The following is a 26682-nucleotide window of genomic DNA, read 5'->3' on the forward strand; positions in this document are numbered from 1 at the left end:
CCTGTCTCGCCCTGGTCCCACCGCGCCAGGTTCTACTGCGCAGGCTCCGTCACGAAGATCGCCGTGCCCGGGAGGTAGCGGCCGCGTTCCGGCCCCCAGCCGCCCCAGACCTGGTCATTCCACTCCGGCCACTCCGGCTCGACCAGGTCGGTCAGCCGCAGGCCCGCGGTGACGACGTCGCGCACGTGGTCGCCGATCGTGCGGTGGTACTCCGCGTACAGGACCCGGCCCGCGGCGTCGGCCTCGACGTAGGGGCGCCGGTCGAAGTACGACCGGTTGGCCGTCAGGCCGTGCCGCGTCGGGTCGTCGGGGAACGCCCAGCGCAGCGGGTGGGTCACGGAGAACACCCACCGGCCGCCGGGCCGCAGCACGCGGGCGGCCTCGCGGTGCACCCGCACGGCGTCGGGCACGAAGGGCAGTGCGCCGAACGACGTGAAGACGACGTCGAACGAGCGGTCCGCGAAGGGCAGGGCCCGTGCGTCGGTCTGCACGCGCGGCACGACGACGCCGGTCGCGGCGTCCAGGCGCGCAGCCCCCGCCAGCATCCCCGCGGAGAGATCGGTCGCGACCACCCGCGCGCCGCGCGACGCGAGCCAGCGCGAGCAGTGCGCGGCCCCGGCGCCGATCTCCAGCACGTCGCGCCCGGCGACGTCGCCCAGCAGGCCGGCCTCCGCCTCGGTCAGGCCCTCGGGTCCCCAGCGGAAGCCGGCGTCGCCGAGGAAGTCGCGGTGCTCGTCGAGGTACTCGACCGCGTTGGCGTCCCACCAGCCGCGGGCGGCACGGCCGCCGTCGTCGGACACGTCGCGGTAGCCGAAGGACACGGGCTCGTCGGTGCTCACGGGCCCATCATCCCCGCTCCCACGGCGGGGTGAAGCCCCGGCCAATTACCACATTCACAGCGGTAACAAAAGGGTCACGATTGGATTGCAGGTGCGGGAGCGAAATACGGAAGCAACGAAAGGGCTCCTAAGGTCAGCCCCAAAGTCTGCGCCCCGTCGCGTCCGAACCCGGATGCGCCGGAGCGCCCGAGGAAGGAGAGTGCCATGCGTCGACGCGCTACGCGCCTCGCGGGCGGCGTCACCTTGGTGACCGCGGCCGCGGTCGCGCTGAGTGGTTGTGTCGCCAGCGAGCGGGACGCCGAGGGCAGCGGCGAGGGAAGCGGAAAGGACACGTTCGTGTTCGCCGCCTCCGCCGACCCGGGCTCGCTCGACCCCGCGTTCGCCAGTGACGGCGAGTCGTTCCGGGTCGCACGCCAGATCTTCGAGGGCCTCGTCGGGGTCGAGCCGGGCACGGCCGACCCCGCCCCGCTGCTGGCGGAGAGCTGGGACATCAGCGACGACGGTCTCGAGTACACCTTCCACCTCAAGGAAGGCGTGAAGTTCCAGGACGACACCGACTTCGACGCCGAGGCCGTGTGCTTCAACTTCGACCGGTGGGCCAACTGGACGGGCCTGGCCGCGTCCGAGTCGCTGTCCTACTACTACACGCACGTGTTCGGTGGGCAGGGCGACAACGGCAAGTACGACTCGTGCGAGGCGTCCGACGCCGCGACCGCGGTCGTCAAGCTGAAGAGCCCGCTGCCGGAGCTGGTCCCGGCGCTCTCGCTGCCGTCGTTCTCCATGCAGTCGCCGACGGCGCTCGAGGAGTTCAAGGCGGACGAGGTCGGCGGCGCCGAGGACGCTCCCGAGCTGTCCGAGTACGCCACCGGCCACCCGGTCGGCACCGGCCCGTACGAGTTCGGCGAGTGGAAGGCCGGCGAGTCGGTCACCCTCAAGGCCTTCGACGGCTACTGGGGCGAGTTCGGCGACGTCAAGAACATCGTCTTCACGGTGATCGCCGAGGGCACCGCGCGCCGCCAGGCGCTCGAGGCCGGTGACATCGACGGCTACGACCTGGTCGCGCCCGCCGACGTCGACGCGCTCAAGGACGGTGGCTACCAGGTCCTGAACCGCGACCCGTTCAACATCCTGTACCTGGGCATGAACCAGAAGCAGAAGCCGTTCGACGACCCGAAGGTGCGTCAGGCGATCGCCCACGCGATCGACAAGGAGGCGCTGGTCGCCGCCGCGCTGCCCGAGGGCACCGAGGTCGCCACGCAGTTCGTCCCCTCCACAGTCTCGGGCTACAGCGACGACGTCGCCACGTACGAGTTCGACCAGGAGAAGGCCAAGGAGCTCCTCAAGGAGGCCGGCCAGGAGAACCTCGAGCTCGAGTTCAACTACCCGACCGACGTCTCCCGGCCGTACATGCCGGACGCCGCGGCCATCTACGAGGCCATCTCGGCCGACCTCGAGGAGGTCGGCATCACGGTCAAGGCGACGCCGGAGCCGTGGAGCCCCACCTACCTCGACACCATCCAGGGCAGCGACAAGCACGGGCTGCACCTGCTCGGCTGGACGGGTGACTACAACGACACCTACAACTTCATCGGTACCTTCTTCGGCGCGGAGTCGGCCGAGTGGGGCTTCAACGACGAGTCGCTGTTCAAGGCTCTCGGCGACGCCCGCTACGCGCCGGTCGACCAGCAGGAGGCCCAGTACAAGGCCGCGAACGAGGCCGTGATGGAGTTCCTGCCGGGCGTGCCGCTGGCCAGCCCCGTGCCGTCGCTCGCGTTCACCGAGCAGGTCCAGGGCTACCCGGTCTCGCCGGTGCAGGACGAGGTCTACAACGTCATCACGTTCACGGAGTAAGTGACCGGGATGACATACCTAGGGCGCATCACGCCTTAGGGTGAATTGCTCAGGTCGGGGCGCGGCGCCTGCCGCGCCCCGACCGCTGTCCGTGACACTCGAGTTACCCCACGAGGGATACGTATGCTCCGCCTCATCGTGCAGCGGCTGCTGCTCCTGATACCGCTGCTGCTAGGGCTGTCGGTGCTGTTGTTCGCGTGGGTCCGGGCGCTGCCCGGTGGCCCCGCGACCGCCCTGCTGGGCGAGCGGGCCACACCAGAGGCCGTCGCTCGCATCAACACCCTGTACGGGTTCGACCAGCCCGTCCACGTGCAGTACTTCAAGTACCTCGGCCGCCTGCTGCAGGGAGACTTCGGCGTCTCCACGCGGACCGGCCGCCCGGTGCTCGACGAGTTCCTGACCCGGTTCCCGGCGACGATCGAGCTGACGATCGTGGCCCTGATCATCGCGATCGGCATCGGCATCCCGCTGGGCTACATCGCGGCGCGCCGCGCGGGCTCGTTCATCGACCACTCGTCGGTCGTCGTCTCGCTGATCGGCGTGACGGTGCCGGTGTTCTTCCTCGCGTTCATCCTCAAGTACGTCTTCGCCGTCGAGCTGGGCTGGTTCCCGTCCACGGGCAGGCAGGACCCGACGATGATCGCGACGCACCCGACGAACTTCTACGTGCTGGACGGACTGCTCACCGGTGAGTGGGACGCCGCATGGGACGCGCTGGTGCACCTGATCCTGCCGGGCATCGCGCTCGGCACCATCCCGCTGGCGATCGTGGCGCGCATGACGCGTGCCGCCGTGTCCGAGGTGCAGAACGCCGACTACGTGCGCACCGCCCGGGCCAAGGGCATCCGGGCCTCCCGCCTGCGCGGCGAGCACATCCTGCGCAACTCGATGCTCCCGGTGCTCACGACCATCGGCCTGCAGGTCGGCCTGCTGCTGTCGGGCGCGGTGCTCACCGAGACCGTCTTCGCGTTCAGCGGCATCGGCTCGTTCCTCGCCGAGGCCGTGTTCAACGCCGACTACCCCGTCATGCAGGGCTTCGTCCTGATGATCGCCATCGTGTACGCCCTCGTGAACCTGTTCGTCGACGTGTCGTACGGGCTGATCGACCCCCGGCTGAGGAGGCAGCAGTGAGTGCCAACGAGCTCCCAGTGACCGACGGCGCGGCGGCCGAGCCGCTGCACAGGTCCATCCACGGCGACGGCCCCGGCGGCGCCGACCACGCGGGCGAGGGCGTCTGGGCGCGTGCCTGGCGCACGCTGCGCAAGAACCCGGTGGCCATCGCCGGCTTCGTGATCGTCGCGGTCTTCGTGCTGGTGGCGCTGTTCGCGCCGCTGCTCGCGCCCTACGGGCCCACCGAGCTGCCGGGCCGCGCCGAGGTGCGCCCGACGATGATCCCCGGGCCGTCGGCCGAGTACCCCCTGGGTCTGGACCGCTACGGCGGCGACGTGCTCAGCAAGCTGATCTGGGGCGCACGCGCCTCGCTGCTCGTCGGCGTGCTGTCCACGCTGTTCGGCCTGGCCGGCGGCATGGCGCTGGGCCTCCTCGCGGGCTGGTTCGGCAAGTGGGTCGACTTCGGCGCGATGCGCCTGGTGGACCTCATGCTGTCCGTGCCGTCGCTGCTCCTGGCCGTGTCGATCGCCGCGATCGCGGGCCAGTCGTCGATGTCGGTGATCGTCGCCATCGGTGTGGTGCAGATCCCGATCTTCGCCCGGCTGCTGCGCGGCTCGATGCTCGCGCAGCGCGGGCAGGACTACGTGCTGGCGGCGTCCGCGCTGGGCCTGAGCCGGCGCTCGGTGACGATGAGCCACGTGCTGCCCAACAGCGTGGGCCCCGTCATCGTGCAGGCGACGCTGACGCTGGCCACCGCCGTGATCGAGGCCGCAGCGCTCTCCTTCCTCGGCCTGGGCGGCGGCGAGCCGTCCACCGCGGAGTGGGGGCGCATGCTCACGGCCGCGCAGCAGGAGCTCGCGGTCGCGCCGCGGCTGGCGATCCTGCCCGGTATCTGCATCGCCGTGACGGCTCTCGGCTTCACCCTCGTGGGCGAGAGCCTGCGCGAGGCCCTCGACCCCCGGAACAGGACCCGACGATGACCGACATCGCTGACAACAAGACCCCGGACGGCCCCGTGGGCGGCCCGGTCGAATCGCCGGCCGATGCCCAGGCGGACGCCTCGGCGGCGGACGTCGTGCTGCGGGTCGAGAACCTGGCCGTCGACTTCCGGACCGAGAACGGGCCCGCGCGCGCCGTCTCGAACGCGAACCTGACCGTCCGGCGCGGCCAGACCGTCGCGATCGTGGGCGAGTCGGGCTCGGGCAAGACCACCCTCGCCATGGCGGTCCTGGGCCTGCTGGCCAGCAACGGGTCGGTGGCCGAGGGACACATCTGGTTCAAGGACGAGGACCTCGGCCACGTGTCCGCGCAGCGCATGGCGCAGCTGCGCGGCACCGAGCTGGGCCTGGTGCCGCAGGACCCGATGACCAACCTCGACCCGATCATGCGGATCGGGCAGCAGATCGACGAGGGCCTGATCGACAACGGGCTCCGGACGCGGCGAGACGCGCGCACGCGCACGGTCGAGCTGCTCGACGAGGTCGGCCTGCCCGACGCCGCGCGCCGCGCCGGCCAGTACCCTCACGAGTTCTCGGGCGGCATGCGCCAGCGCGCGCTCATCGCGATGGGCCTCGCCGGCCGGCCGGCCCTGCTGGTCGCCGACGAGCCGACGTCGGCCCTCGACGTCACCGTGCAGCGGGGCATCCTGGACCAGCTCGCCGGGCTGACGCAGGAGCTCGGCACCGCGGTGCTGCTCATCACGCACGACCTGGGCCTCGCGGCCGAGCGGGCCGACATCGTCGTGGTCATGTACCACGGCGAGATCGTGGAGCAGGGCCCGGCCCGCCAGGTCCTGACCGCGCCGAAGCACGACTACACCAAGCGCCTCATGGCGGCGGCCCCGTCGCTCGCCTCGCGGCGCATCGAGATCGCGCGCGAGCGCGGCCTCGAGGACGTGCTCGACGACGCCCTCCTGGCCCCGGGCGAGGATGCGGCCGCCGGCCCGGTGGCCGAGTCCGACCCGCTCGTCCAGGTCAAGGACGTGAGCAAGGTCTTCACGATCCGTGGCAGCGGCCTGCTGTCCCGCAGCAAGGACTTCACCGCCGTGGACGGCGTGAGCCTCGACATCCCGCGCGGCTCCACCGTGGCCGTGGTGGGGGAGTCGGGCTCGGGCAAGTCCACCCTCGCGCGGATGATCCTGGACATCGAGAAGCCCACGACGGGCACCATCACGTTCGACGGCGGCCTGGTGGGCGCAGGCGGGCACAAGGACCAGATCGCGTACCGGCGCCGGGTGCAGCCCGTGTTCCAGGACCCGTACTCGTCGCTGGACCCGCTGTACTCGGTGTTCCGCGCGATCGAGGAGCCGCTGCGCGCCCACGACTACGGGGACGCGGCCGCCCGTCGCGCCCGTGTCGAGGAGCTCGCCGAGCAGGTGGCGCTGAGCAAGGGCCAGCTGCAGCGGTTCCCGGCCGAGCTGTCCGGCGGCCAGCGGCAGCGTGTGGCGATCGCCCGTGCGCTGGCGCTGTCGCCCGAGCTGGTGGTGTGCGACGAGGCGGTCTCCGCGCTCGACGTCGTGGTCCAGGCGCAGATCCTGCAGCTGCTCGCCGGGCTGCAGGACGAGCTGGGGCTGACCTACCTGTTCATCACGCACGACCTCGCCGTCGTGCGGCAGATCGCGGACCGCGTGCTGGTGATGCAGCAGGGTCGCGTGGTCGAGGAGGGGACCGTCGACACGGTCTTCGACTCGCCGGCCACCGACTACACGCGGACCCTGCTCGACGCGATCCCGGGCAAGGACCTGGAGCTCGCTCTCTGAGGGCTGGTTCCCGAGCCGGTCGGCGGGTCGGGGTGGCGTCGGGCCGTGCGGCCCGCGCCACCCTGGCTCGCGTTGACCAGCCCGCTGCCGCGCCACTAGGATGACTGGCGGTGCCGTGCGCCTTCCGGTGACCTACCGGCACCTCACGAGCACCGCACAAGCAGAGCTCAACAGACCCTGTCCGTACTACGCCATGTCCGCATCGGAGCATCGAACTCAATGACCATCTCCACCCCTGCGAAGTCCGCCCCCCAGGTTGCCGTCAACGACATCGGCACCGAGGAGGACTTCCTTGCTGCCATCGACGCCACCATCAAGTACTTCAACGATGGTGACATCGTCGAAGGCACGATCGTCAAGGTGGACCGTGACGAGGTCCTTCTCGACATCGGCTACAAGACCGAGGGTGTCATCCCGTCCCGGGAGCTCTCGATCAAGCACGACGTCGACCCTGGCGAGGTCGTCGCCGTCGGCGACGCCGTCGAGGCACTTGTTCTCCAGAAGGAGGACAAGGAAGGCCGTCTGATCCTGTCCAAGAAGCGCGCCCAGTACGAGCGCGCCTGGGGCACGATCGAGAAGATCAAGGAAGAGGACGGCGTCGTCACCGGCACCGTCATCGAGGTCGTCAAGGGCGGCCTCATCCTGGACATCGGCCTCCGCGGCTTCCTCCCCGCCTCCCTCGTGGAGATGCGTCGTGTCCGCGACCTCCAGCCGTACGTCGGCAAGGAGATCGAGGCCAAGATCATCGAGCTCGACAAGAACCGGAACAACGTCGTGCTGTCGCGCCGTGCCTGGCTCGAGCAGACGCAGTCCGAGGTTCGCTCCACCTTCCTGCAGACCCTGCAGAAGGGCCAGGTGCGCCCCGGTGTCGTCTCCTCGATCGTCAACTTCGGTGCGTTCGTGGACCTCGGCGGCGTCGACGGTCTGGTGCACGTCTCCGAGCTGTCCTGGAAGCACATCGACCACCCGTCGGAGGTCGTCGAGGTGGGCCAGGAGGTCACCGTCGAGGTGCTCGACGTCGACTTCGACCGCGAGCGTGTCTCCCTGTCGCTGAAGGCGACGCAGGAGGACCCGTGGCAGACCTTCGCCCGTACGCACGCCATCGGTCAGGTCGTGCCGGGTAAGGTCACCAAGCTGGTTCCGTTCGGCGCGTTCGTCCGCGTCGAGGACGGCATCGAGGGCCTGGTCCACATCTCGGAGCTGGCCGTGCGCCACGTCGAGCTGCCGGAGCAGGTCGTCACCGTCGGTGCCGAGGTGTTCGTCAAGGTCATCGACATCGACCTGGAGCGCCGCCGCATCTCGCTGTCGCTCAAGCAGGCCAACGAGGGCGTGGACCCGGAGTCCGAGGACTTCGACCCCGCGCTGTACGGCATGGCCGCCGAGTACGACGAGGCCGGGAACTACAAGTACCCGGAGGGCTTCGACCCGGAGACCAACGAGTGGCTCGAGGGCTTCGAGACCCAGCGCGAGTCGTGGGAGGCGGAGTACGCCAAGGCGCACGAGCGCTGGACCGCGCACCGCAAGCAGGTCGCCGAGGCGCTCACCGCGGACACCGAGGCGTCGTCCGAGGCCCCGGCCGCTCCGGCCGGTGGCGGCAGCACCAGCTACTCCTCGGCCCCGGCCGAGGAGGCCGGTGGCACGCTGGCTTCGGACGAGGCGCTCGCCGCGCTTCGCGAGAAGCTCACGGGCAACTGACCTGAGCTGAACGCCGACGGCCCGTCGCCCCTTCGGGGGCGGCGGGCCGTCGGCGTTCTCAGTCCCTGCTGTTTTCGGGATGCGGTGACCGCGGCGGCTCTTTCTCCGCCGAAATGGGCTCTGACCTGGGAAGTCGCCGGCCGCGGCGGTACGGCGGGTATCACAGCGCGCGCTGGTCAGGAGCGCGGCGGTGCTGTTGGATGACTGCCCATGAGCCGACCGGGACCCGACGACGCGCGGAGCCCGGGGCCACGGGACGCCGGGCCGGCCGCCCTGCTGGCGCCCGAGCGGGAGGTCGTGCCGTTCACCGGCCGCGGGCGCGAGCTCGCGGACCTGCGCTCGTGGGTGCGCTCCCGCGAGCCCGTCGCGCTCCGGCTGATGTGCGGGCGGGGCGGAGTCGGCAAGACGCGCCTGGCGCTCGAGCTCGGCCGCAGGCTGCGCCGCACCGGCTGGACCGTGGTGCACGTGCCGCCCGGCGAGGAGGTCGCCGCGGTCCGCGACGTCGCCGCCGTGCGGCGGGTCCTGCTCGTCGTGGACGACGCCGGGCACCGCCCGGGCCTGCCCGAGATGCTCGACGCCGTCGCGGCCACGCGGACCCGGGGCCGGCTGCGCGTCCTGTGCACCGCGCGCACGGGCGGCCAGTGGTGGCACCGTCAGCGGTGGACCAGCACGCTGTGGGCCGGGCATGCGCCGGCGGTCACCCAGATGGCGCTCGAGCCCGCCCTGGACCGGACGCCGGAGGTGGCCCCCGAGCCCGCGCTCGGGCTGGAGGTGGACCGGTCGGGCGACGACCGCGCCCTCGTGGACGCGGCGGCGGCCCGGTTCGCGCGCGTGCTGCGCCGGCCCGTCCCCGAGGTCACGTTCGAGCCCTCGCCGGACGACCGGCCCCGCGTGCTCGACCTCCAGGCCGCAGCCCTCGCGGCGGTCCTGCGCGGCGACGACGAGCGGCCGGCGGCCGACCCGGCCCGGGCGCTGGAGAGAGTGCTGGACCACGAGCGGGCGTCGTGGGCGGCTTCGGCCGCCGCGGCCGGGCTCGTGCCGGGCCCCGGCGGGTCGGCCGAGGCGGCCCTGGCCACGACGACGCTGGTGGGAGACACCTCCGAGGCCGGCGTGCGGGCCGCCCTGCGCCGCGCGGGCGTGCGGCCCGCCGACGGCCGGACGGCGGACGCCGTCGCCTGGGTCCGGGCCCACCTGCTGGGGGTGCCGCGCCTGGCAGAGCTGCTCGTGTCCCGGGTGCTCGCGGAGCAGGACGGGCTGATGGAGGCGTGCACACGCGACCTGGGTCCGGACGAGGCGTTCGGCGTGCTCGCCTTCGCCACGGGGATGGGGCTGGACCGCTCGGCGCCGACCGGGCCGGGTCCCGCCGAGCTGAACAGCCCGGCCGGCCTGGACACCGAGCAGGACGCCGGCGCGCCGGCCGTCGAGCGTGACGTCGCCGGGGAGCTCATCGCGGCCGCGGCGTCCGCCCTGCCGGACGAGGGGCCGGCGGACCTGGCCGGCTTGATGCGGGTGACGCGCCGCCTGCCGCGCTCGTCGGGCCCCCTCGCGGTGCCCGTGCTGGACCGGCTCACGCACCGCGTCGCGGAGCTCACCCGCGCGGTGGGCGACGAGGCCACGCGGGCCGAGGCGCTGAGCGACGTCGGCCTCGTGCTGGTCGCGGAGGGCGAACCCGACGCCGCCGTGTCCGTGCTGCAGGAGGCCGTGGGCCTGTGGCGCGGCCTCGCCTGGGCCGACGAGGACCGGTACCGGCCCCCGCTGTGCACGGCCCTGAACAACCTCGGCACGGGGTACTGGGCGGTCGGGCGGCACGCCGACGCCCTCGCCGTGCAGGAGGAGGTCATCGCCCTGTGCGGGCAGTTCCGGCCCGGCGACGCGCCGTGGGCCGACGCCGAGCACGCCCAGGCACTCCAGAACGCCGGGGTGTCCTACACGGAGCTGGGCCGCGTGGGGGAGATCGAGGCCGCGCAGCGTGCGGCGCTCGAGCTCTACCGCCGGCTCGCCGAGGGCGACCCCGTGCAGTACGAGCCGCGGGTCGCCGCGGTGCTCGGCAACTTCGAGGCCCTCACCGAGAACGGCCGCCCCGAGGACGCCCTGCCCGCGAACGCGGAGGCCGTGGCGATCCGCCGCCGCCTGGCCGCGCAGCGGCCGGAGCACCTGGGCGAGCTGGCCTGGTCCCTCGGCCAGCTCGGCACCACGCTGGAGGCCCTCGGGCGGTACGAGGAGGCCGACTCGGTGCTGGTCGAGGCGCTGCGGATCCAGCGGCGCCTCGCGGACCAGAACGCGCGCGGCACCCGGGCGGACCTCGCCGCCGCCCTGTCCGCGCTGGGCGCCCTGTACTCCACCACGGGCCGCGCCGACGAGGCCCTGCGGCTGGAGCGGGAGGCGCTGGAGATCCGGCGCGACCTGGCCCGCGAGCACCCGGAGCGGTACCTGCACTACCTCGCGCACTCGCTGTCCAACCTCGGCGTCACCTACGCCCGGCGCGGCCGGTTCGACGAGGCCGTGCTGCTCGAGGAGGAGGCGGTCGGCATCCGCCGGGGCCTGGCGCGCCGCAACGCCCGCTCGCTGAAGTACCTCGCGCAGTCGCTGTCCAACCTCGGCGTGCGGTACGCGGACCTCGGGCGCTTCGAGGAGGCGCTGCCGCCCACGCAGGAGGCCGTCGACATGCTGCGGCGGCTGGTCCGGGACCAGCCGGAGAAGTACCGCACCGGGCTCGCGGAGGCGCTCGCGAACCTGGGCGCGACGCTCCTCGACCTGGACAAGGCCACCGAGGCGCTGCTGCCCATGCGGGAGGCGGTCGCGCTGCGCCGCCAGCTCGCCGTGGAGAACCCGGACAAGCACCGCCCCGACCTGGCGCTCACGGTCTCCAACCTGGCCAGCGCGCTGAGCGCCGCGGGCGACAACGTCGCGGCCCTCTCCCTGGCCCGGGAGGCGGTGGAGATGCGCCGGCGGCTCGCCGCCGACCTGCCGGAGCGCTACCGTGCCGAGCTGGAACGGTCCCGCGCGGTGCTGGCGCGGATCGAGGCCGCGATCCGCAACCCGACCACCGTCCGGTAGCCCTGCGCCGCGGACGGCGGAGGGGCATCGCTCAGGCGTGCTGCGGGTGCTCGTGCGCCACGTGCGTGTGCGGCTCGACCTGGAACGTCGAGTGCTCCACCGCGATGTCGAAGTGCTTGGCCACGCACTCCTGGAGCTGGTCCAGGATGCGGGCCGCGTGCCCGTCGGTGAAGCAGTCGGTGCGCACCACGACGTGCGCGCTCAGCACGGGCAGGCCCGTGGCGATCAGGGACGCGTGCATGTCGTGCACGTCCTCCACGTGGTCCAGCTCCAGCAGGTGGGCGCGGACCTCGTCGAGGTCCAGCCCGGGCGGGGACGACTCCAGGAGCACCGAGACGGTCTCACGCAGCAGCCGGAGCGCCCGCGGGAGGATCAGCGCGCCGATCAGGAGCCCCGCCACGACGTCGGCCCGCTGCCAGCCCGTGAACGTGATGACCAGGGCCGCGACCACCACGGCGAGCGAGCCCAGGGCGTCGTTGACGACCTCCAGGAAGGCGGCGCGCAGGTTCAGGTTCGCCGTGCGGCGCCCGGCCAGCACCGCCAGCGCGGCGACGTTCCCGGCCAGGCCGACCACGCCGAAGAGGACGAGCTCGGGCCCGGGCACCTCGGGCGGCGCCACGAGCCGCAGCACGCCCTCCGCCAGCACGTACACGCCCACGACCAGGAGCACGCCGGCCTGGGCGAGCGCCACGATCACCTCGGCCCGGCGGTAGCCCCAGGTCCGGCGGGGCGACGGCGGCCGCAGGGCCAGGCGGGCGGCGAACAGCGCCATCGCGAGCCCCGCGGCGTCCGTGAGCAGGTGCACCGTGTCGACGATCAGCGCGAGGCTGCCCGTCACGACCGCGCCGACGACCTGCGCGACCAGCACCGCCGCCGTGATCGAGAAGGCGGCGGTCAGGCGGCCGCGGCCGCCGTCGGGCAGGTGCTGGTGGTCGTGGGGGTCCACGCCCTCCATCCTCCCAGCCCGGCCCCGTACGGACCCGTCAGGAGGCCTCGGCGAACTGCGTCCGGTACAGGTCGGCGTACAGGCCGCCCGCGGCGAGGAGCTCGGCGTGCGTCCCGGACTGGGCCACCCGCCCGTCGTCGAGCACCACGATGCGGTCGGCCGCGCGCACCGTGGACAGCCGGTGCGCGATGACCAGCGACGTCCGCCCGGCCAGCGCCTGGTCGAGCGCGACCTGCACGGCCGCCTCGGACTCCGAGTCGAGGTGCGCGGTGGCCTCGTCGAGCACCACGATGTCCGGCGCCCGCAGCAGCAGCCGCGCGATCGCCAGGCGCTGCCGCTCGCCGCCCGAGAGCCGGTAGCCGCGGTCGCCCACCACCGTCTCCAGTCCGTCCGGCAGCCGGTCGACGAGGTCCCAGATGCGCGCCTGGCGCAGTACCCGCTCCAGGTCGGCGTCGGTCGCCTCCGCGCGGACGAACCGCAGGTTCGCCGCGACCGTGTCGTGGAAGAGGTGCGCGTCCTGCGAGACGACGCCGACCGTGGACCGCAGCGATGCGAACGTCACGTCCCGCAGGTCCTGCCCGGCGATCCGCACCACGCCGGACGTCGGGTCGTACATGCGGCTGACGAGCTGCGAGACCGTCGTCTTGCCCGCCCCCGACGGGCCGACGAGCGCCACCATGGACCCCGCGGGCACCTCGAAGCTCACGTCGTGCAGCGTGTCCGTCGTCGGGTCCTTGCGCTGCGCGGCAACCGACTCCAGGGACGCGAGCGACACGTCCTCAGCCCGCGGGTAGCGGAACGTGACGCCGCTCAGCGAGATCGAGGCCCCCTCGGCGGCCACGGCCGCCCGCAGGTCGACGGCGTCCGGCCGCTCGGCCACCGACGGCTCCAGGTCCAGCACCTCCAGCACCCGCTCGAACGAGACCAGCGCCGTCATCACGTCCACCTGCACGTTCGCCATCGCCGTCAGCGGCCCGTACAGGCGCGTCAGGTACGTGGCCAGGGCCACGACCGTGCCGACGGTGAGCTCGCCCGCGATGGCCTGCAGGCCGCCGAACCCGTAGACGCCCGCCACGGCCAGCGACGCGATCGTGGCCAGCCCCACCCGGAACCACGTGCCGAACAGCGCGGTCCGCACCCCGATGTCGCGGCGCTCGCGGGCGGGGCCGGCGAACCGCTCGGACTCGGCGTCGGGGTCGCCGAACACCTTGACGAGGTGCGCCCCGGCCACGTTGAACCGCTCGTTCATCACCTGGCCCAGGTCGGCGTCGACCTCCATGCCCCGGCGGGTCAGCCCGGCCAGGCGGCGGCCGAACCAGCGCGCCGGGAGGACGAACAGCGGGACCAGCACCAGGGCGCCCAGCGTGAGCTCCCACGACATCGTGAACATCGCCCCGAGCGTGAACGCGATGGTCAGCGTGTTGGACACGACCGTCTGGAGGGTCGAGGTGAAGGCACGCTGCGCCCCGAGCACGTCGCCGTTGAGGCGCTGCACGAGCGCCCCGGTGCGTGCGCGGGAGAAGAACGCGAGCGGCATGCGCTGGACGTGGTCGAACACGGCGACCCGCAGATCGAGGATGAGCCCCTCGCCGACCTGGGACGACACGAGCCGGTCCGCCACGGACAGCCCCGCGGACACGATCGCGAGCACGGCGGCGGCGCCGGCCAGGAGCACCACCAGGCGGGTGTCACCCGCCGTGATGCCGTGGTCGATGAGCCGCTGGAACAGCAGCGGCGTGGCCGCGCCCGCGGCGGCCTCCAGGGCGAGGATCAGTACGAAGAGGGTGAGCCGGCCCCGGTAGGGGCGGGCGAAGGAGACGATCCGGCGCAGGGTGGGCCAGCCGAGGCGTTGCCGGGTGACGGACTCGTCCTGCGTGAACGACCGCAACGTGCGGCCGCCGCCCATGCTCCCACCGCCTCCGTGCATGCTCACCGTGGAATCGTCCCACGCGGCCGGGCCACCGGCGGCCACGGCCTCGTGCACGCGGACGGCGACGACCGTATCGGGGCCGGAGGGTGATCTGGACCACAGGTGTGTTACGCGTTCGGACTGGGTCGTGATAGAAACCCTCGATCGGGCGTCTATGCAGGTCGCCCCACGAATCGATGGATGAGTCCATGAATATCGACGGGTGGAGTGTCATGTCTGACCTGGAGCCGCAGCGTAGCGGGGAACGGCTGGCGCTGGTCGAGCTGACCGGTGCCGAGGACATGACCGCAGAGCTGCGCAAGCTGCAGGAGAAGTGGGGCCCGGTGGCCCCCGTGGACCTGGAGCCGGGCGTCCCCGGCTGGCTCGTGCTCGGGCACGCCGAGGTGATGGAGGTGATGCGCACCGAGAGCGTCTTCGCCCGGGACCCCCGGCACTGGAGCGAGCGGCTGCCCCAGAGCTCGTCGCTGAACGCGATCCTCTCCCCGGCCGGGCGGCGCGCCCTGTACTACGCCGACGGCGCCGAGCACCGGCGGCTGCGGCTCCCGGTGGACGAGGCCTTCGCCGGGATCGACGAGGCGCTGACGGCGGCCATGGTGCGCGGCGTCTGCAGCGGGCTCATCGACTCGTTCGCGGAGCGCGGCAACGCGGACCTGATCGGCGAGTACGCGGCCGCCGTGTCGTTCCTGGCCGTGTCGGGCATGTTCGGGTTCGACGAGCAGCAGGGCATCGCCCTCCTGCGTTGCGCGCACGGCGTGTTCGGGCACGGCGGCGACTCGGTCTCCGCGCTGGTCACCATGGACCAGATCGTGCTGGACCACGTGGTGGCGACCCGCGCGAACCCGGGGCCGAACCTGACCGCCAAGTTCGTGGCCCACCCCAACTTCGACGACGACACGGAGATCGTGCACTCGATGGTGGTGGCGATCTGCGCCGCCAACGAGATGCTCGTGACCTGGATCGCGGCCACGCTGCGCCGGATGCTCACCGACCCGCGGTACACGGGTCGCGTCACGGGCGTGCGGCGCGGGCTGGACGACGCGATGGACGAGACGCTGTGGGGCGAGCCGCCCGTCGCCAACCTGCCCGCGCGGTACGCCGTCACCGACTGCACGCTGGGCAACGCGCAGATCCGGGCCGGCGACGCGATCGTGATGGGTCTCGCCGCGGCGAACAACGATCCGCGGGTGCGCACGGAGGACGACCTGTTCGAGGCGGGCAACCGGTCGCACCTCTCGTTCGGCGTCGGGCCGCACGCGTGCCCCGCCCGCCGTCCGGGGCGGCTCGTGGTGAAGATCGCCGTCGAGAGCCTCATGGAACGCCTGGACCTGCGCCTGACCGACCCCGACGTCACGTGGGCGCCGTCGCCGTGGTCGCGCTACCCGGCCGTGCTGCCGGTGGCTTTCACCCCGGAGCGCAAGCCCGCGCGGATGCCCGCCCGGGTCTGAGCCGGCGCTCGCACGACGACGGGCGCGGCTACCCGGCGAGCGAGTCCACGAACTGCGTGCTCACGGACGAGATCTCGGCCCGGGCCTCGTCGTGGGTGGTCGTCGGGGTCCCGTCCCCGGGCTGTGGGCCGTAGTCGCCGAAGAACGCGTGGACAGCGCCCTCCACCACGGTGAACGTCGCGTCGGCGGGCAGGACGGCACGCGAGGCCTCGATCTCGGCCGGGGTGGCGAGCCCGTCCTGCGAGGCGGAGACCGACTCGACCGCGACCGTGAGCCCGCTGAGGTCCTCGGCCGGGTAGGAGGCGTACAGGAGCAGGCCGACGGCGGGCGCCATGTCGGACGCCTCCGCGCCTGCGGCGTCCGAGGACGCGACGACGCCGCCCAGCGAGTGCCCGCCCACGACCCAGCGGTCGGCCTGCGGGACCCGCTCGCGGGCGGCGTCGAACGCCCCGCCGGCGAGGAACGCGACGGCGAGCGGCTGCTTGGGGATCACCACGGTGTGCCCCGCCTCGGCGACCGGGCGCAGCACGGCGGCGTACGCCCGGGCCTCGACCTTGGCGCCGGGCCGGAAGAAGACGGCGGTCCCGTCGGCCCCGCGGGCGGGGGCGAGGGTGACGGCCGTGGTGGACTCGGTGACGGTCACGGAGTCGTCCGAGACCATCGCGTCCAGCGCCGGCTCGACGGCCGTGAACGGGCGCAGCCACGCCATCGCGGCGGCCCACACGATGCCGGCCACGACCAGTGCCAGGTCACCGGCCAGCCGCCACCCGCGGCGGGTCGGCCGGGGCCGCAGGCTCCGCCACAGCACCAGCACGGAGCCCAGGACGGTCAGGCCGAGCAGCACCGCGTACAGGGGGTGGCCGTGCACCACGGCGCCCCACGCCGTCAGACAGGCCCACGCCACGACGCCGATCCCGGCGGCCCCGACCACACGGACGGACCAGGTGAGCCACGCGGGCCGGCCGGCCTCGGTGCCCGTCGCTTCCTGCGGCCCGGGCGTCCCGCGGCTCACCGTGCCACCGCTGTCTCCGGCCTTGCCCACGTCCGTACCTCCTGGTCGCTGTGCTGCGGTGGTCCCGCAGGCTCATGCTCGCACCGCGCGCCCGCCTTCTCAGCGCGGAAGCTCGGGCCCCGACGCATGTCACACCTCCGGGGTGGTCCGGTATCCGGTCCGGGCGACCGGCCCGGTCCGGAGGTAGCCTGGGCGAACCCACCCGAAATCGGCTTTGAGGACCACATGTTCCGCATCGGACTCACCGGAGGGATCGCGGCCGGCAAGTCGGTCGCGGCGGCACGACTGGCCGAGCTCGGCGCCGTCGTCGTCGACCACGACGTGCTCGCGCGGGAGGCGGTTGCGCCCGGCTCCGTCGGCCTGGCAGAGATCGTCGAGGCGTTCGGCGAGGGCATCCTGGCGCCGGACGGCAGCCTCGGCCGCCCGGCCCTGGGCGCCCTGGTCTTCGCCGACGCCGCCGCCCGCGCCCGGCTCAACGAGATCGTGCACCCCGAGGTGCGCCGTCTCTCCGCCGAGCGCGAGGCCATGGCAGGCGCCGCGGACGCCGGGGCCGTCGTCGTGCACGACATCCCCCTGCTCGTGGAGACCGGGCAGGAGAGCCACTTCCACCTGCTCGTGGTGGTGCACACGCCCGCCGAGCAGCGGGTCGGCCGGCTCGTGGCGCGTCGGGGCCTCACGGAGGACGCGGCGCGCGCCCGCGTCGCGGCACAGGCCACCGACGAGGAGCGGCTCGCGGCGGCGGACGTGACCCTCGACGGTTCCGGCGACGAGGACGAACTACGCGCTCAGGTGGATATCCTGTGGCAGCGCGTGGCCGGAGAGGTCGCGCAGGAGGCGGAGGCAGACTCCGCGTGAACCGGCCCGGCCCGGGGGAGGAGCACCATGAAGGTCCTGGTCACGGGGTTCGAGCCGTTCGGCGGTGACGCCGTCAACGCGTCCGCGGAGGCCGTCACGGCGCTCGCGGGGCGCTGGGCGGGTCCGGAGGAGCTGGTCACCGCGATCCTGCCGGTCGAGTTCGGCGCGGTGCGGCGCGGGGACGGCCCGCTGCTGCGGCTGCTGGACGAGCACGCGCCCGACGTCGTCGTCGCGGTCGGCCTGGCCGGCGGGGTCAGCGAGGTGCGGGTCGAGCGCGTGGCGATCAACCTGATGGACGCGCGCATCCCCGACAACGGCGGCGCCCAGCCGGTCGACGCCCCCGTGGTCGACGGCGGCCCTGCCGCCCGGTTCACCACGCTGCCCGCCAAGGCGGCCGTCGCCGCCGTCCGCGAGGCGGGCATCCCGGCCGGGGTCACCTACAGCGCCGGGACGTACGTCTGCAACGCCACCTTCTACGCCCTGCAGCACGCGCTCGCCGAGCGCCCCGACGTGCTCTCGGGCTTCGTCCACGTGCCGCGCACCACGGAGGAGCTGGCGGCACGGGACTCCGAGTCCGCCCCGACCGACGGCGGCGAACCGCACCTCCCGGTCGACGCCCTGGCCAGAGCCCTGGAGATCGTCGTGCGCACGGCCCTGGGAGCGGCCCGCGGCGAGGTGAGCGAGCCGGCGGTGGCGGCGGGCACGCTGCACTGACGGGGGCTCGATCACCGGAGTGTCAGTGGTCCGCCGTACGGTAGTGGCATGCGACCCGTGACCGACCTGCAGCGCACGGTGGCCCCGTTCGAGGTCATCTCCGAGTACCAGCCCGCCGGCGACCAGCCGACGGCCATCGCCGAGCTCACCGAACGCGTCCAGGCGGGCGAGAAGGACGTGGTGCTGCTCGGCGCCACGGGTACGGGCAAGTCCGCGACCACGGCCTGGCTCGTCGAGAAGCTCCAGCGCCCGACCCTGGTGATGGCGCCGAACAAGACGCTCGCCGCGCAGCTCGCCACGGAGTTCCGTGAGCTGCTGCCCAACAACGCGGTCGAGTACTTCGTCTCGTACTACGACTACTACCAGCCCGAGGCGTACATCGCGCAGACGGACACCTACATCGAGAAGGACTCCTCGATCAACGACGAGGTGGAGCGGCTGCGCCACTCCGCGACCTCGTCGCTGCTGACGCGGCGCGACGTCGTCGTGGTCGCCTCGGTGTCCTGCATCTACGGCCTCGGCACGCCGCAGGAGTACGTGGACCGCATGGTCCGGCTCGACGTCGGCGACGTGGTCGACCGGGACCAGCTGCTGCGCCAGTTCGTGACGATGCAGTACACGCGCAACGACATGTCGTTCACGCGCGGCACGTTCCGGGTGCGCGGCGACACGGTCGAGATCATCCCCGTGTACGAGGAGCTGGCGATCCGGATCGAGATGTTCGGCGACGAGATCGAGTCGATCCAGACCCTGCACCCGCTCACGGGCGACGTCGTCCGCGACGAGAAGTCGATCTACGTGTTCCCGGCCACGCACTACGTCGCCGGCCCGGAGCGCATGGAGCGTGCCATCGGCGGCATCGAGAAGGAGCTGGAGGAGCGGCTGGCCGAGCTGGAGAAGCAGGGCAAGCTGCTGGAGGCGCAGCGGCTGCGCATGCGCACCACCTACGACATCGAGATGATGCGCTCGATCGGCACCTGCGCCGGCATCGAGAACTACTCGATGCACATCGACGGCCGCGAGCCGGGCACCGCGCCCAACACGCTGCTCGACTACTTCCCCGAGGACTTCCTGCTCGTCATCGACGAGTCGCACCAGACAGTGCCGCAGATCGGGGCCATGTTCGAGGGCGACGCCTCGCGCAAGCGCGCACTGGTGGACCACGGGTTCCGCCTGCCCAGCGCCATGGACAACCGCCCCCTGAAGTGGGAGGAGTTCACCGAGCGGATCGGCCAGACGGTATACCTGTCGGCCACGCCCGGCGACTACGAGCGCTCGCTGTCCGACGGCGTCGTGGAGCAGGTCATCCGCCCCACCGGCCTGGTGGATCCCGAGGTGGTCATCAAGCCGACGACGGGGCAGATCGACGACCTGCTCGGCGAGATCCGCGACCGGGTGGACCGCGACGAGCGCGTGCTGGTGACCACGCTGACCAAGAAGATGGCCGAGGACCTCACGGACTACTTCCTGGAGCGCAACGTCCGGGTGCGCTACCTGCACTCCGACGTGGACACGCTCCGCCGCGTGGAGCTGCTGCGCGAGCTGCGGCTCGGCGAGTACGACGTGCTGGTGGGCATCAACCTGCTGCGTGAGGGCCTCGACCTGCCCGAGGTGTCGCTGGTCGCGATCCTCGACGCCGACAAGGAGGGCTTCCTGCGGTCCGGGCGCTCGCTGATCCAGACGATCGGCCGTGCCGCCCGTAACGTCTCGGGCCAGGTGCACATGTACGCCGACAAGATCACGCCGGCCATGCAGATGGCACTGGACGAGACCAACCGGCGCCGCGAGAAGCAGATCGCGTACAACACCGAGCGCGGGCTGGACCCCCAGCCGCTGCGCAAGAAGATCGCCGACGTCACCGACATGCTCGCCCGCGAGGACCTCGACACCGCCGAGCTGCTGGCCGGTGGGTACCGCAACAGCCGCAAGGCGAAGGGCGAGGGCCGGGCGCCCGTGCCCGGTTCGCCCAAGGAGGCCGCGTCGAGCGGCAACCGGCTGGCCGGTGCCGCCGCGAGCGAGCTGGCGGAGCTCATCCAGGAGCTCGCCGACCAGATGCACGCCGCGGCCGCGGAGCTGCAGTTCGAGGTGGCGGCGCGCCTGCGCGACGAGATCTCGGGCCTCAAGAAGGAGCTGCGGCAGATGCAGGCCGCGACCGCCTGAGCGCGGCCCGGGGCAGCGGCCACTGACACCTACCACCGACACGAGGAGCCCCACGATGGCGCTGACGTTCCAGGTGACCTTCGACGCGGCAGACCCCCGCGCGCTCGGTGACTTCTGGTGCCGGGTGCTGGGCTACGTGCGGGAGGAGCCGCCCGGGGGCTTCGTCACGTGGGAGGAGGCGCTGACGGCCTGGGGCCTGCCCGAGGAGCGCTGGAACGACAAGAACGCCGTACGCGACCCTGACGGCGCCGGCCCGCGCATCTTCATCCAGAAGGTGCCCGAGCCCAAGGCCGCGAAGAACCGCATGCACCTCGACGTCAACGTGAGCGACGGCCTGAGCGGCGCCGAGCGCATCGCGCAGGTCCGGGCCGAGGCGGAGCGTGTCGTCGCCCTCGGGGCGAGCGTCGTCGGCGAGATGACCGAGCTCGGCGAGTTCTGGATCGTGCTGCGCGACCCGGAGGGCAACGAGTTCTGCCTGCAGTGACGGCCCGAGTTCATCCTTGACCCGTTTGCCCGGCCCGGTGGACCCTGATCGCGCAGGGGGCAGCGCACGTCCGGGCGAGCGGGGCCAGGAGGCCGAATGCGGGCACTGACGCAGGACAGGTACGGCTGGGAACACCTCAGGGTCGGCGAGGTGCCCGACCCGGAGCCCGGCCAGGGGCAGGTGCTGGTCAAGGTCCGCGCGGCCGGCGTCAACCCCTACGACTGGCACTACGCCACCGGGCAGCCGCTCGTCGCGCGCGCGATGATGGGCACCTTCACCGGCCCCCGCCCGCTGGTCCGCGGCGCCGACCTGTCGGGCGTCGTGGTGGCCGCCGGTCCCGGGGTCACGCAGTACGCGCCAGGCGACGAGGTGTTCGGTTTCGGCACCGGCGGAACGTTCGCGGAGCTGGCGCTCGCGGAGGTGGGCAGCATCGCCCGCCGGCCGGTCGACCTGACGCACGTCGAGGCCGCCGCGATGCCGATGGCCGCCGTCACGGCGCTCCAGTACCTGCGGGCCGCCGAGCTGCGGGCCGGGCAGCACATCGCCATCACCGGCGCGGGCGGCGGGATCGGGCACTTCGCGGTGCAGATCGCCGCGGCCTGGGGCGCCGAGGTGACGGGGGTGTGCGGCCCGCGCAACGCCGCGATGGTCCGGGAGCTCGGGGCGTCCGAGGTGATCGACTACACGAAGGACGACGTCACCGCGGGGGAGCGGCGCTTCGACGTCGTCTTCACCAACGCGGGCCGGTACTCCCTGCGGGCGCTCGGCCGCGTCGTCGTGCCCGGCGGGCTGGTGCTGGCCAACGACGGCAGCCGGGAGGGCCTGCTCGGCCCCATGCCGGAGCTGATGACGGCACCCCTGGTCTCGCGGATGCGCCCGTACCGGATCCTGAACGTCTCGGCGACCACCAGCGGCGAGGACCTCGGCGTCCTGGAGGGCCTCGTGGCCGACGGCGTGCTGCTGCCCATCGTCAGCGCGACGTACCCGCTGGAGCGGGCCGTGGATGCGATCCGGCAGGTCGCCGGGCACGGGCACGCGCGCGGCAAGCTGGTCGTCACGATCAGCTGATCCTCCGCCGACCGGCCGCCCGGACGGGCCCGCGCAGCACCCGGAGAGTGCCCAAGATCACGTTCGGGAACAAACCTGGCGTCCCGTATGCTTTCCCTCCGTTGGAGGGGAGTACCTCGTAACGGTCAGGTCGTCATCACAGCTGCCAGTGACGCCAGCTCGGCCCGGCCGGCCCGTGGTGCATCGTCGCCTGGTTTCGTCCAGGCTGGTGCACGGGCGGGCGAGGAAGACCTCCGGTGCCCTGCTGTGCTCACCGGAGGCTAGATGCGATCACGCGTTCCTCCCTTTCCCGGAAGGAAGCAATGGTCCACGAACTGCCCGTGACCTTCGAACTGATCTCCCTCGGTGCGATGGTCCTGCTGCTCGTCGCCGATCTCCTCATCGTCGGACGGCGCCCCCATGTCCCGACCATGAAGGAGAGCGCCATCTGGGTGAGCTTCTACGTGGGCCTCGCCGTCGTCTACGGTCTCGTCGTCTGGGCCGTCGGCGGGCTCACCCCGGCGGCGGAGTTCTACGCCGGGTGGCTCATGGAGTACTCCCTGAGCGTCGACAACCTCTTCGTCTTCGTCATCATCATGGCGCGGTTCGCCGTGCCGCGGGACCAGCAGCAGCAGGTGCTCATGGTGGGCATCATCATGGCGCTGATCTTCCGGGCCGCGTTCATCCTCGCGGGTGCCGCCCTGCTCGAGCAGTTCACCTGGCTCTTCTACATCTTCGGCGCGTTCCTCCTCTACACGGCCGTGCAGCAGGCGATCCCGGAGAAGGAGGAGGAGCAGGACGACTTCAAGGAGAACGCCCTCATCCGGGTCATGCGGCGCGTGCTGCCGCTGCACCACCAGTACAACGGCTCCAGCCTCCGGACCACGGTCGACGGCCGCCGGCTCTTCACGCCGCTGATCATCGTGTTCCTGGCGATCGGCTCGACCGACGTGCTGTTCGCGCTCGACTCGATCCCGGCGATCTTCGGCATCACGCGGGACCCGTTCATCGTGTTCGCCACCAACCTGTTCGCGCTGATGGGTCTGCGCCAGCTCTACTTCCTGCTGGGCGGCCTGCTCGACCGGCTGGTGTACCTGCCCTACGCGCTCTCGGCGATCCTCGGCTTCATCGGGATCAAGCTGGTCCTCGAGGCCCTGCACACCAACTCGATCTCGTGGATCAACGGCGGCGAGGGCTTCCACTGGGCGCCCGAGATCCCGATCTGGCTGTCGCTCACGGTGATCGTGGCGTCCCTGGCGGTCGGAACGGTGGCCAGTCTCGCCAAGTCGGCGTACGACGCGCGGGTCGAGGCCGCCCGGCCCGCCCCCGAGCCGGCGTCGGAGGACGTCTCCCAGTGACGCGCTGACGGCCCCCGGCTGCGCAGCAGCACAGGGCCGGAGCGGCACATCCGTACCGCAGCAGGCCGGAGGCCGCGTCCCCGAACAGGGGGCGCGGCCTCCGGCCGTGCGCGATCGGCGCGCGCTCAGACCACCGTGTAGTCCACGTCGATCGAGAAGATCTCGCGGTCCCCGGACCGGATGGTCCCGGTGAACGCCTGGGGGTGCGCGTCGGGCTCGGCCGGCGCCGAGGGCTCGACGTCCACCGTGCAGGTCTCCCCGGCCGTGGCCAGGTTGTCCGCCCGGAGCCGGAACATCCCCGGCTGCCAGCGGGCGCCGGGGCCCGCCGCCTTCTCCAGCACGTGGTCGAAGAGCGCGAACGCCGCGTACCCGGCCACGGACACCGGCAGCGCCGGGAAGCCGTCGAAGTGCCCGCGGCACATCGCCGCCTCCACGGCGAGCTTCGCCGTGGCGCTGTGCGCGTCGGCGGCGACATCGACGAGCGGGGCCGGTGCGGCGTACGGGTTGGCCGGCTCCGTCGCGTCGGGGGCCCGGGCCGGGCCCATCATCCGCCGGAACACCGGCACCGACATGACCAGGTACTCCACGTCCATCTGTGCCACGAGGTTGCCCTGGGGGTCCCGGAGCTCGGTCTGGGCCTCCGCCCGGTTACGGCCGGTCATCTGGGCGCTCGCCGTCCCGATGAGCCTGGTCGCTGGGTCCACGCGCGGGAACATGCGGCCGACACCGCGGTGCGCGAGGTAGTAGTGCCGCTTGGTGCTGGGGTTGGTCGTGGCCGCGGCGCACAGGCCGAGGATGGCGAGATGCCGGCCCGCCTCCGCGATCCCGACGACGGGGGCCTGTCGTCCCGTGGGGGACTGGACAGGGACCGTGGCGCTCGTCAGCCCTGGTTCCGGGCTGAGCAGGTCGCCAAGTGCGTAGTAGGGCGGCGTCACGCAGATGCGCGGGCCGATCTCACCGTAGCCAACCGTGCTGTCGACAGAGGTCATGCGGTGCCTCCCCGAACGTAACCAGCAGAGTCCGAACAGGCATCATGTGCACCAACGAGCGCGCCACGCCATGGTTCGAACGTGACTATTAGGTAAAAACCTCTGCATGAATTGTAATGGGGTGAAGTTTCACGACTTGTCTAGTCCGCGAAACCGCCGATCACGACGTTCCACAGCTGCACGCCACGCTCACCGATGACGCCCGCGTGCGCGAACGGGTCCGCGTCCAGGGCGGCCAGCGCGGCCTCGGCGGAGTCCGCCTCCACGACCAGCAGGGCCCGGGACCCGTCGTCGAGGGGGCCCGAGGCGCGAACGACGCCGTCCGCGTTCAGCCGCCGCAGGAAGTCCCGGTGACTGGGCCGGACCTCGTCCCGGGTCGCCACGTCGTCGGTGTAGGTGTAGCTCACGGCGTAGGTGCTCATGGGCGCAGCCTGCCATCCGGTTCGGCGAGCCGGTTAATTCTTGATGAAGACGCTCGTCACGGACCCGCCCGCCCCCCACACTCTGAGCATGGACGCACGTGAGAACCACTTCGACCTCGTCGTGATCGGCTCCGGCCCCGGCGGCCAGAAGGCCGCGATCGGTGCCGCCAAGCTCGGCAGGCGCGTGGCGGTGGTGGAACGGCGGGACCAGGTCGGCGGGGTGAGCCTGCACACCGGGACCATCCCGTCCAAGACGCTGCGCGAGGCCGTGCTGTACCTGACGGGCCTGCAGATGCGCGACGTCTACGGCTCCAGCTACCGGCTCAAGGAGCACATCACGGTGCCTGACCTCCTGGCCCGGCTGCAGCACGTCATCGGGCGCGAGATCGAGGTGGTGCGCAACCAGCTCGCCCGCAACCACGTCGAGACCGTCGTGGGCACCGCCCGGTTCACCGGACCGCACGACATCGAGGTGGCCGACGCCGAGGGTGACGTCGTGCGACGGCTGACCGCGGACAAGGTCGTCGTCGCGGTCGGCACCGCCCCCGCGCGCCCCGCGAACATCGCGTTCGACAGCGTCCGCGTGGTCGACTCCGACGGCATCCTCGACGTCAGCGAGGTGCCCCGGACCATGGTCGTGGTCGGCGCCGGCGTGATCGGCATCGAGTACGCCTCCCTCTTCGCCGCGCTCGGCACCCGGGTCACCGTGGTCGAGGCACGCGACAAGATCCTCGACTTCTGCGACTCGGAGGTCGTCGAGGCGCTCAAGTTCCAGCTGCGCGACCTGTCCGTCACGTTCCGGCTGGGGGAGAAGGTCGAGTCGGTCACCGCGGGCGAGAACGGCACCGTCACCACGCTCGCGTCCGGCAAGCGGGTCCCCGCCGACTGCGTGCTCTACTCCGCCGGCAGGCAGGGGTGCACCGACGGCCTCGACCTCGCTGCCGCCGGGCTGGAGGCCGACCACCGCGGCCGGCTCCAGGTGGACAAGCAGTTCCGGACCGACGTCGAGCACATCTACGCCGTCGGCGACGTCATCGGGTTCCCGGCGCTCGCGGCGACGTCGCAGGAGCAGGGGCGCCTCGCGGCGTACCACGCGTTCGGCGAGCCCGTCTCCTCCGTGCTGGAGCTGCAGCCCATCGGCATCTACACGATCCCGGAGATCTCCTACTGCGGGGACACCGAGGACCAGCTCACCACCGCGGGCGTGCCGTACGAGGTGGGGGTGGCGCGCTACCGCGAGCTGGCACGCGGGCAGATCGTGGGCGACTCCTACGGGATGCTCAAGCTGCTGGTCTCGACCGAGGACCGCCGCGTGCTGGGCGTGCACGTGTTCGGGACCGGCGCCACGGAGATCATCCACATCGGGCAGGCGATCATGACCACGGGCGGCACCGTGGACCACCTGGTCGACACGGTCTTCAACTACCCGACGCTGGCAGAGGCGTACAAGGTCGCGGCGCTGGACGCGACGAACAAGATGCGCGACGTGGAGCGGTTCGGGCTCTGACCCGGCCGCCGGCGCGGGTTCCGGCCCGACGCACGAGGGCGCCCGCCCACCGCGCGGTGGACGGGCGCCCTCGTGCGTGACCTGCGCGGCGGGTGCTACTTGTCGCCGGCGATGGCGGGCACCTCGGCGTCCGCGAGGGTCACGAGCGCCTGGGCGTGCACGGCGTGCTGCCAGTTGCCCAGGTCCGCGACCGTCTTGATCTTCAGCTCGGCGAGCATCTCGTCGTGCTTCGGCGTGAGGCCGAGCAGCGCCGACGGCGGCGCCGCGAGGATCGCGGCGATGCTCTGGTCCTTGTAGGCCTTGTCGACGAGCTTGTTCAGGTTCAGGCTCACGTGCCTGCCTTTCGTCCGTGCGGTCGTGGAACGGCCGGGTTCTCACCCGGCCGAGGGAAGGATGTCGCGATCGAGGGCGGTATGCAACTTTTGCCCGCATTGTCGGACTGGCTCCGATCTGTCCTCACGCGCTTCGTGACCGGGGCGGCCGAGTCTGCTCCCACCTCTTGC

Annotated in this window: 21 protein-coding genes; 14 read left to right on the forward strand and 7 right to left on the reverse strand. The window is 72.3% G+C overall.

Annotated elements, in window-relative coordinates; translation table 11 throughout:
* Positions 1 to 32: 32 nt before the first annotated feature.
* Positions 33 to 839 (reverse strand): class I SAM-dependent methyltransferase, encoded by an 807-nt coding sequence (locus ACH47X_RS17245; RefSeq protein WP_397405771.1) that lies wholly within the window; start codon positions 837 to 839, stop codon positions 33 to 35.
* Positions 840 to 1043: 204 nt separating this feature from the next.
* Here ACH47X_RS17245 and ACH47X_RS17250 point away from each other — a divergent pair, with 204 nt between their 5' ends.
* The 6 genes from ACH47X_RS17250 to ACH47X_RS17275 all read left to right on the forward strand — a co-directional run bounded on the left by ACH47X_RS17250 (position 1044) and on the right by ACH47X_RS17275 (position 11310).
* Positions 1044 to 2690, forward strand: a complete 1647-nt coding sequence (locus ACH47X_RS17250; RefSeq protein WP_036963013.1) for an ABC transporter substrate-binding protein — start codon at positions 1044 to 1046, stop codon at positions 2688 to 2690.
* A gap of 123 nt (positions 2691 to 2813) precedes the next feature.
* On the forward strand, positions 2814 to 3821 hold the full coding sequence (locus ACH47X_RS17255; RefSeq protein ID WP_020014757.1) for an ABC transporter permease: 1008 nt from the start codon (positions 2814 to 2816) through the stop codon (positions 3819 to 3821).
* Between the two features lie 56 nt (positions 3822 to 3877).
* Positions 3878 to 4780: an ABC transporter permease gene (locus ACH47X_RS17260; protein WP_397405856.1), complete on the forward strand. Its 903-nt coding sequence runs from the start codon at positions 3878 to 3880 to the stop codon at positions 4778 to 4780.
* Positions 4777 to 6558, forward strand: a complete 1782-nt coding sequence (locus tag ACH47X_RS17265; protein ID WP_397405772.1) for a dipeptide ABC transporter ATP-binding protein — start codon at positions 4777 to 4779, stop codon at positions 6556 to 6558. Before ACH47X_RS17260 ends, ACH47X_RS17265 begins: the two co-directional genes overlap by 4 nt.
* A 219-nt stretch (positions 6559 to 6777) precedes the next feature.
* Positions 6778 to 8253, forward strand: coding sequence for a 30S ribosomal protein S1 (gene rpsA, locus ACH47X_RS17270; RefSeq protein WP_020014760.1), 1476 nt, complete (start codon positions 6778 to 6780; stop codon positions 8251 to 8253).
* Between the two features lie 210 nt (positions 8254 to 8463).
* The gene (locus tag ACH47X_RS17275; protein WP_397405773.1) at positions 8464 to 11310 is read left to right on the forward strand and encodes a tetratricopeptide repeat protein; all 2847 of its coding nucleotides are present in this window, start codon (positions 8464 to 8466) and stop codon (positions 11308 to 11310) included.
* Between the two features lie 31 nt (positions 11311 to 11341).
* Here ACH47X_RS17275 and ACH47X_RS17280 read toward each other — a convergent pair whose 3' ends face one another.
* Both ACH47X_RS17280 and ACH47X_RS17285 read right to left on the reverse strand, forming a co-directional pair.
* Positions 11342 to 12265 (reverse strand): cation diffusion facilitator family transporter, encoded by a 924-nt coding sequence (locus ACH47X_RS17280; RefSeq protein ID WP_397405774.1) that lies wholly within the window; start codon positions 12263 to 12265, stop codon positions 11342 to 11344.
* A gap of 28 nt (positions 12266 to 12293) precedes the next feature.
* Entirely contained in the window at positions 12294 to 14183 is a 1890-nt protein-coding gene (locus tag ACH47X_RS17285) for an ABC transporter ATP-binding protein (protein WP_397405857.1), read from the reverse strand.
* A gap of 215 nt (positions 14184 to 14398) precedes the next feature.
* On the opposite strand from ACH47X_RS17285, the gene ACH47X_RS17290 reads away from it, so the two are divergent.
* Positions 14399 to 15631 (forward strand): cytochrome P450, encoded by a 1233-nt coding sequence (locus tag ACH47X_RS17290; protein WP_397405775.1) that lies wholly within the window; start codon positions 14399 to 14401, stop codon positions 15629 to 15631.
* A 28-nt stretch (positions 15632 to 15659) separates the two neighbouring features.
* Here ACH47X_RS17290 and ACH47X_RS17295 read toward each other — a convergent pair whose 3' ends face one another.
* On the reverse strand, positions 15660 to 16673 hold the full coding sequence (locus ACH47X_RS17295; RefSeq protein WP_397405776.1) for an alpha/beta hydrolase: 1014 nt from the start codon (positions 16671 to 16673) through the stop codon (positions 15660 to 15662).
* 195 nt (positions 16674 to 16868) lie between these two features.
* Between ACH47X_RS17295 and coaE the strand changes: the two genes are divergently transcribed.
* The 6 genes from coaE to ACH47X_RS17325 all read left to right on the forward strand — a co-directional run bounded on the left by coaE (position 16869) and on the right by ACH47X_RS17325 (position 23261).
* Entirely contained in the window at positions 16869 to 17498 is a 630-nt protein-coding gene (coaE, locus tag ACH47X_RS17300; protein ID WP_397405777.1) for a dephospho-CoA kinase, read from the forward strand.
* A gap of 27 nt (positions 17499 to 17525) precedes the next feature.
* Positions 17526 to 18212, forward strand: coding sequence for a pyroglutamyl-peptidase I (pcp, locus tag ACH47X_RS17305; protein WP_397405778.1), 687 nt, complete (start codon positions 17526 to 17528; stop codon positions 18210 to 18212).
* Between the two features lie 48 nt (positions 18213 to 18260).
* Positions 18261 to 20372: an excinuclease ABC subunit UvrB gene (uvrB, locus tag ACH47X_RS17310; protein ID WP_036963006.1), complete on the forward strand. Its 2112-nt coding sequence runs from the start codon at positions 18261 to 18263 to the stop codon at positions 20370 to 20372.
* Between the two features lie 55 nt (positions 20373 to 20427).
* On the forward strand, positions 20428 to 20856 hold the full coding sequence (locus tag ACH47X_RS17315; protein WP_397405779.1) for a VOC family protein: 429 nt from the start codon (positions 20428 to 20430) through the stop codon (positions 20854 to 20856).
* A 96-nt stretch (positions 20857 to 20952) separates the two neighbouring features.
* Positions 20953 to 21924 (forward strand): NAD(P)-dependent alcohol dehydrogenase, encoded by a 972-nt coding sequence (locus tag ACH47X_RS17320; protein ID WP_397405780.1) that lies wholly within the window; start codon positions 20953 to 20955, stop codon positions 21922 to 21924.
* Positions 21925 to 22226: 302 nt separating this feature from the next.
* Positions 22227 to 23261: a TerC family protein gene (locus ACH47X_RS17325; protein ID WP_397405781.1), complete on the forward strand. Its 1035-nt coding sequence runs from the start codon at positions 22227 to 22229 to the stop codon at positions 23259 to 23261.
* A 125-nt stretch (positions 23262 to 23386) separates the two neighbouring features.
* Here ACH47X_RS17325 and ACH47X_RS17330 read toward each other — a convergent pair whose 3' ends face one another.
* Both ACH47X_RS17330 and ACH47X_RS17335 read right to left on the reverse strand, forming a co-directional pair.
* Entirely contained in the window at positions 23387 to 24250 is an 864-nt protein-coding gene (locus ACH47X_RS17330) for a hypothetical protein (RefSeq protein ID WP_397405782.1), read from the reverse strand.
* Between the two features lie 140 nt (positions 24251 to 24390).
* Positions 24391 to 24672 carry a YciI family protein gene (locus ACH47X_RS17335; protein ID WP_397405783.1) on the reverse strand — a complete coding sequence of 94 codons (282 nt, stop codon included), beginning with the start codon at positions 24670 to 24672 and terminating at the stop codon, positions 24391 to 24393.
* A gap of 88 nt (positions 24673 to 24760) precedes the next feature.
* Between ACH47X_RS17335 and sthA the strand changes: the two genes are divergently transcribed.
* Positions 24761 to 26179: a Si-specific NAD(P)(+) transhydrogenase gene (gene sthA / locus ACH47X_RS17340; RefSeq protein WP_397405784.1), complete on the forward strand. Its 1419-nt coding sequence runs from the start codon at positions 24761 to 24763 to the stop codon at positions 26177 to 26179.
* 95 nt (positions 26180 to 26274) lie between these two features.
* Here the strand turns inward: sthA and ACH47X_RS17345 are convergent, their stop codons facing one another.
* A complete protein-coding gene (locus tag ACH47X_RS17345; RefSeq protein WP_020014780.1) occupies positions 26275 to 26511 on the reverse strand; it encodes a hypothetical protein in 237 nt (78 codons plus the stop codon).
* Positions 26512 to 26682: the final 171 nt, after the last annotated feature.

It is taken from the genome of Promicromonospora kroppenstedtii, assembly GCF_044389675.1.
Taxonomy (GTDB): domain Bacteria; phylum Actinomycetota; class Actinomycetes; order Actinomycetales; family Cellulomonadaceae; genus Promicromonospora; species Promicromonospora kroppenstedtii.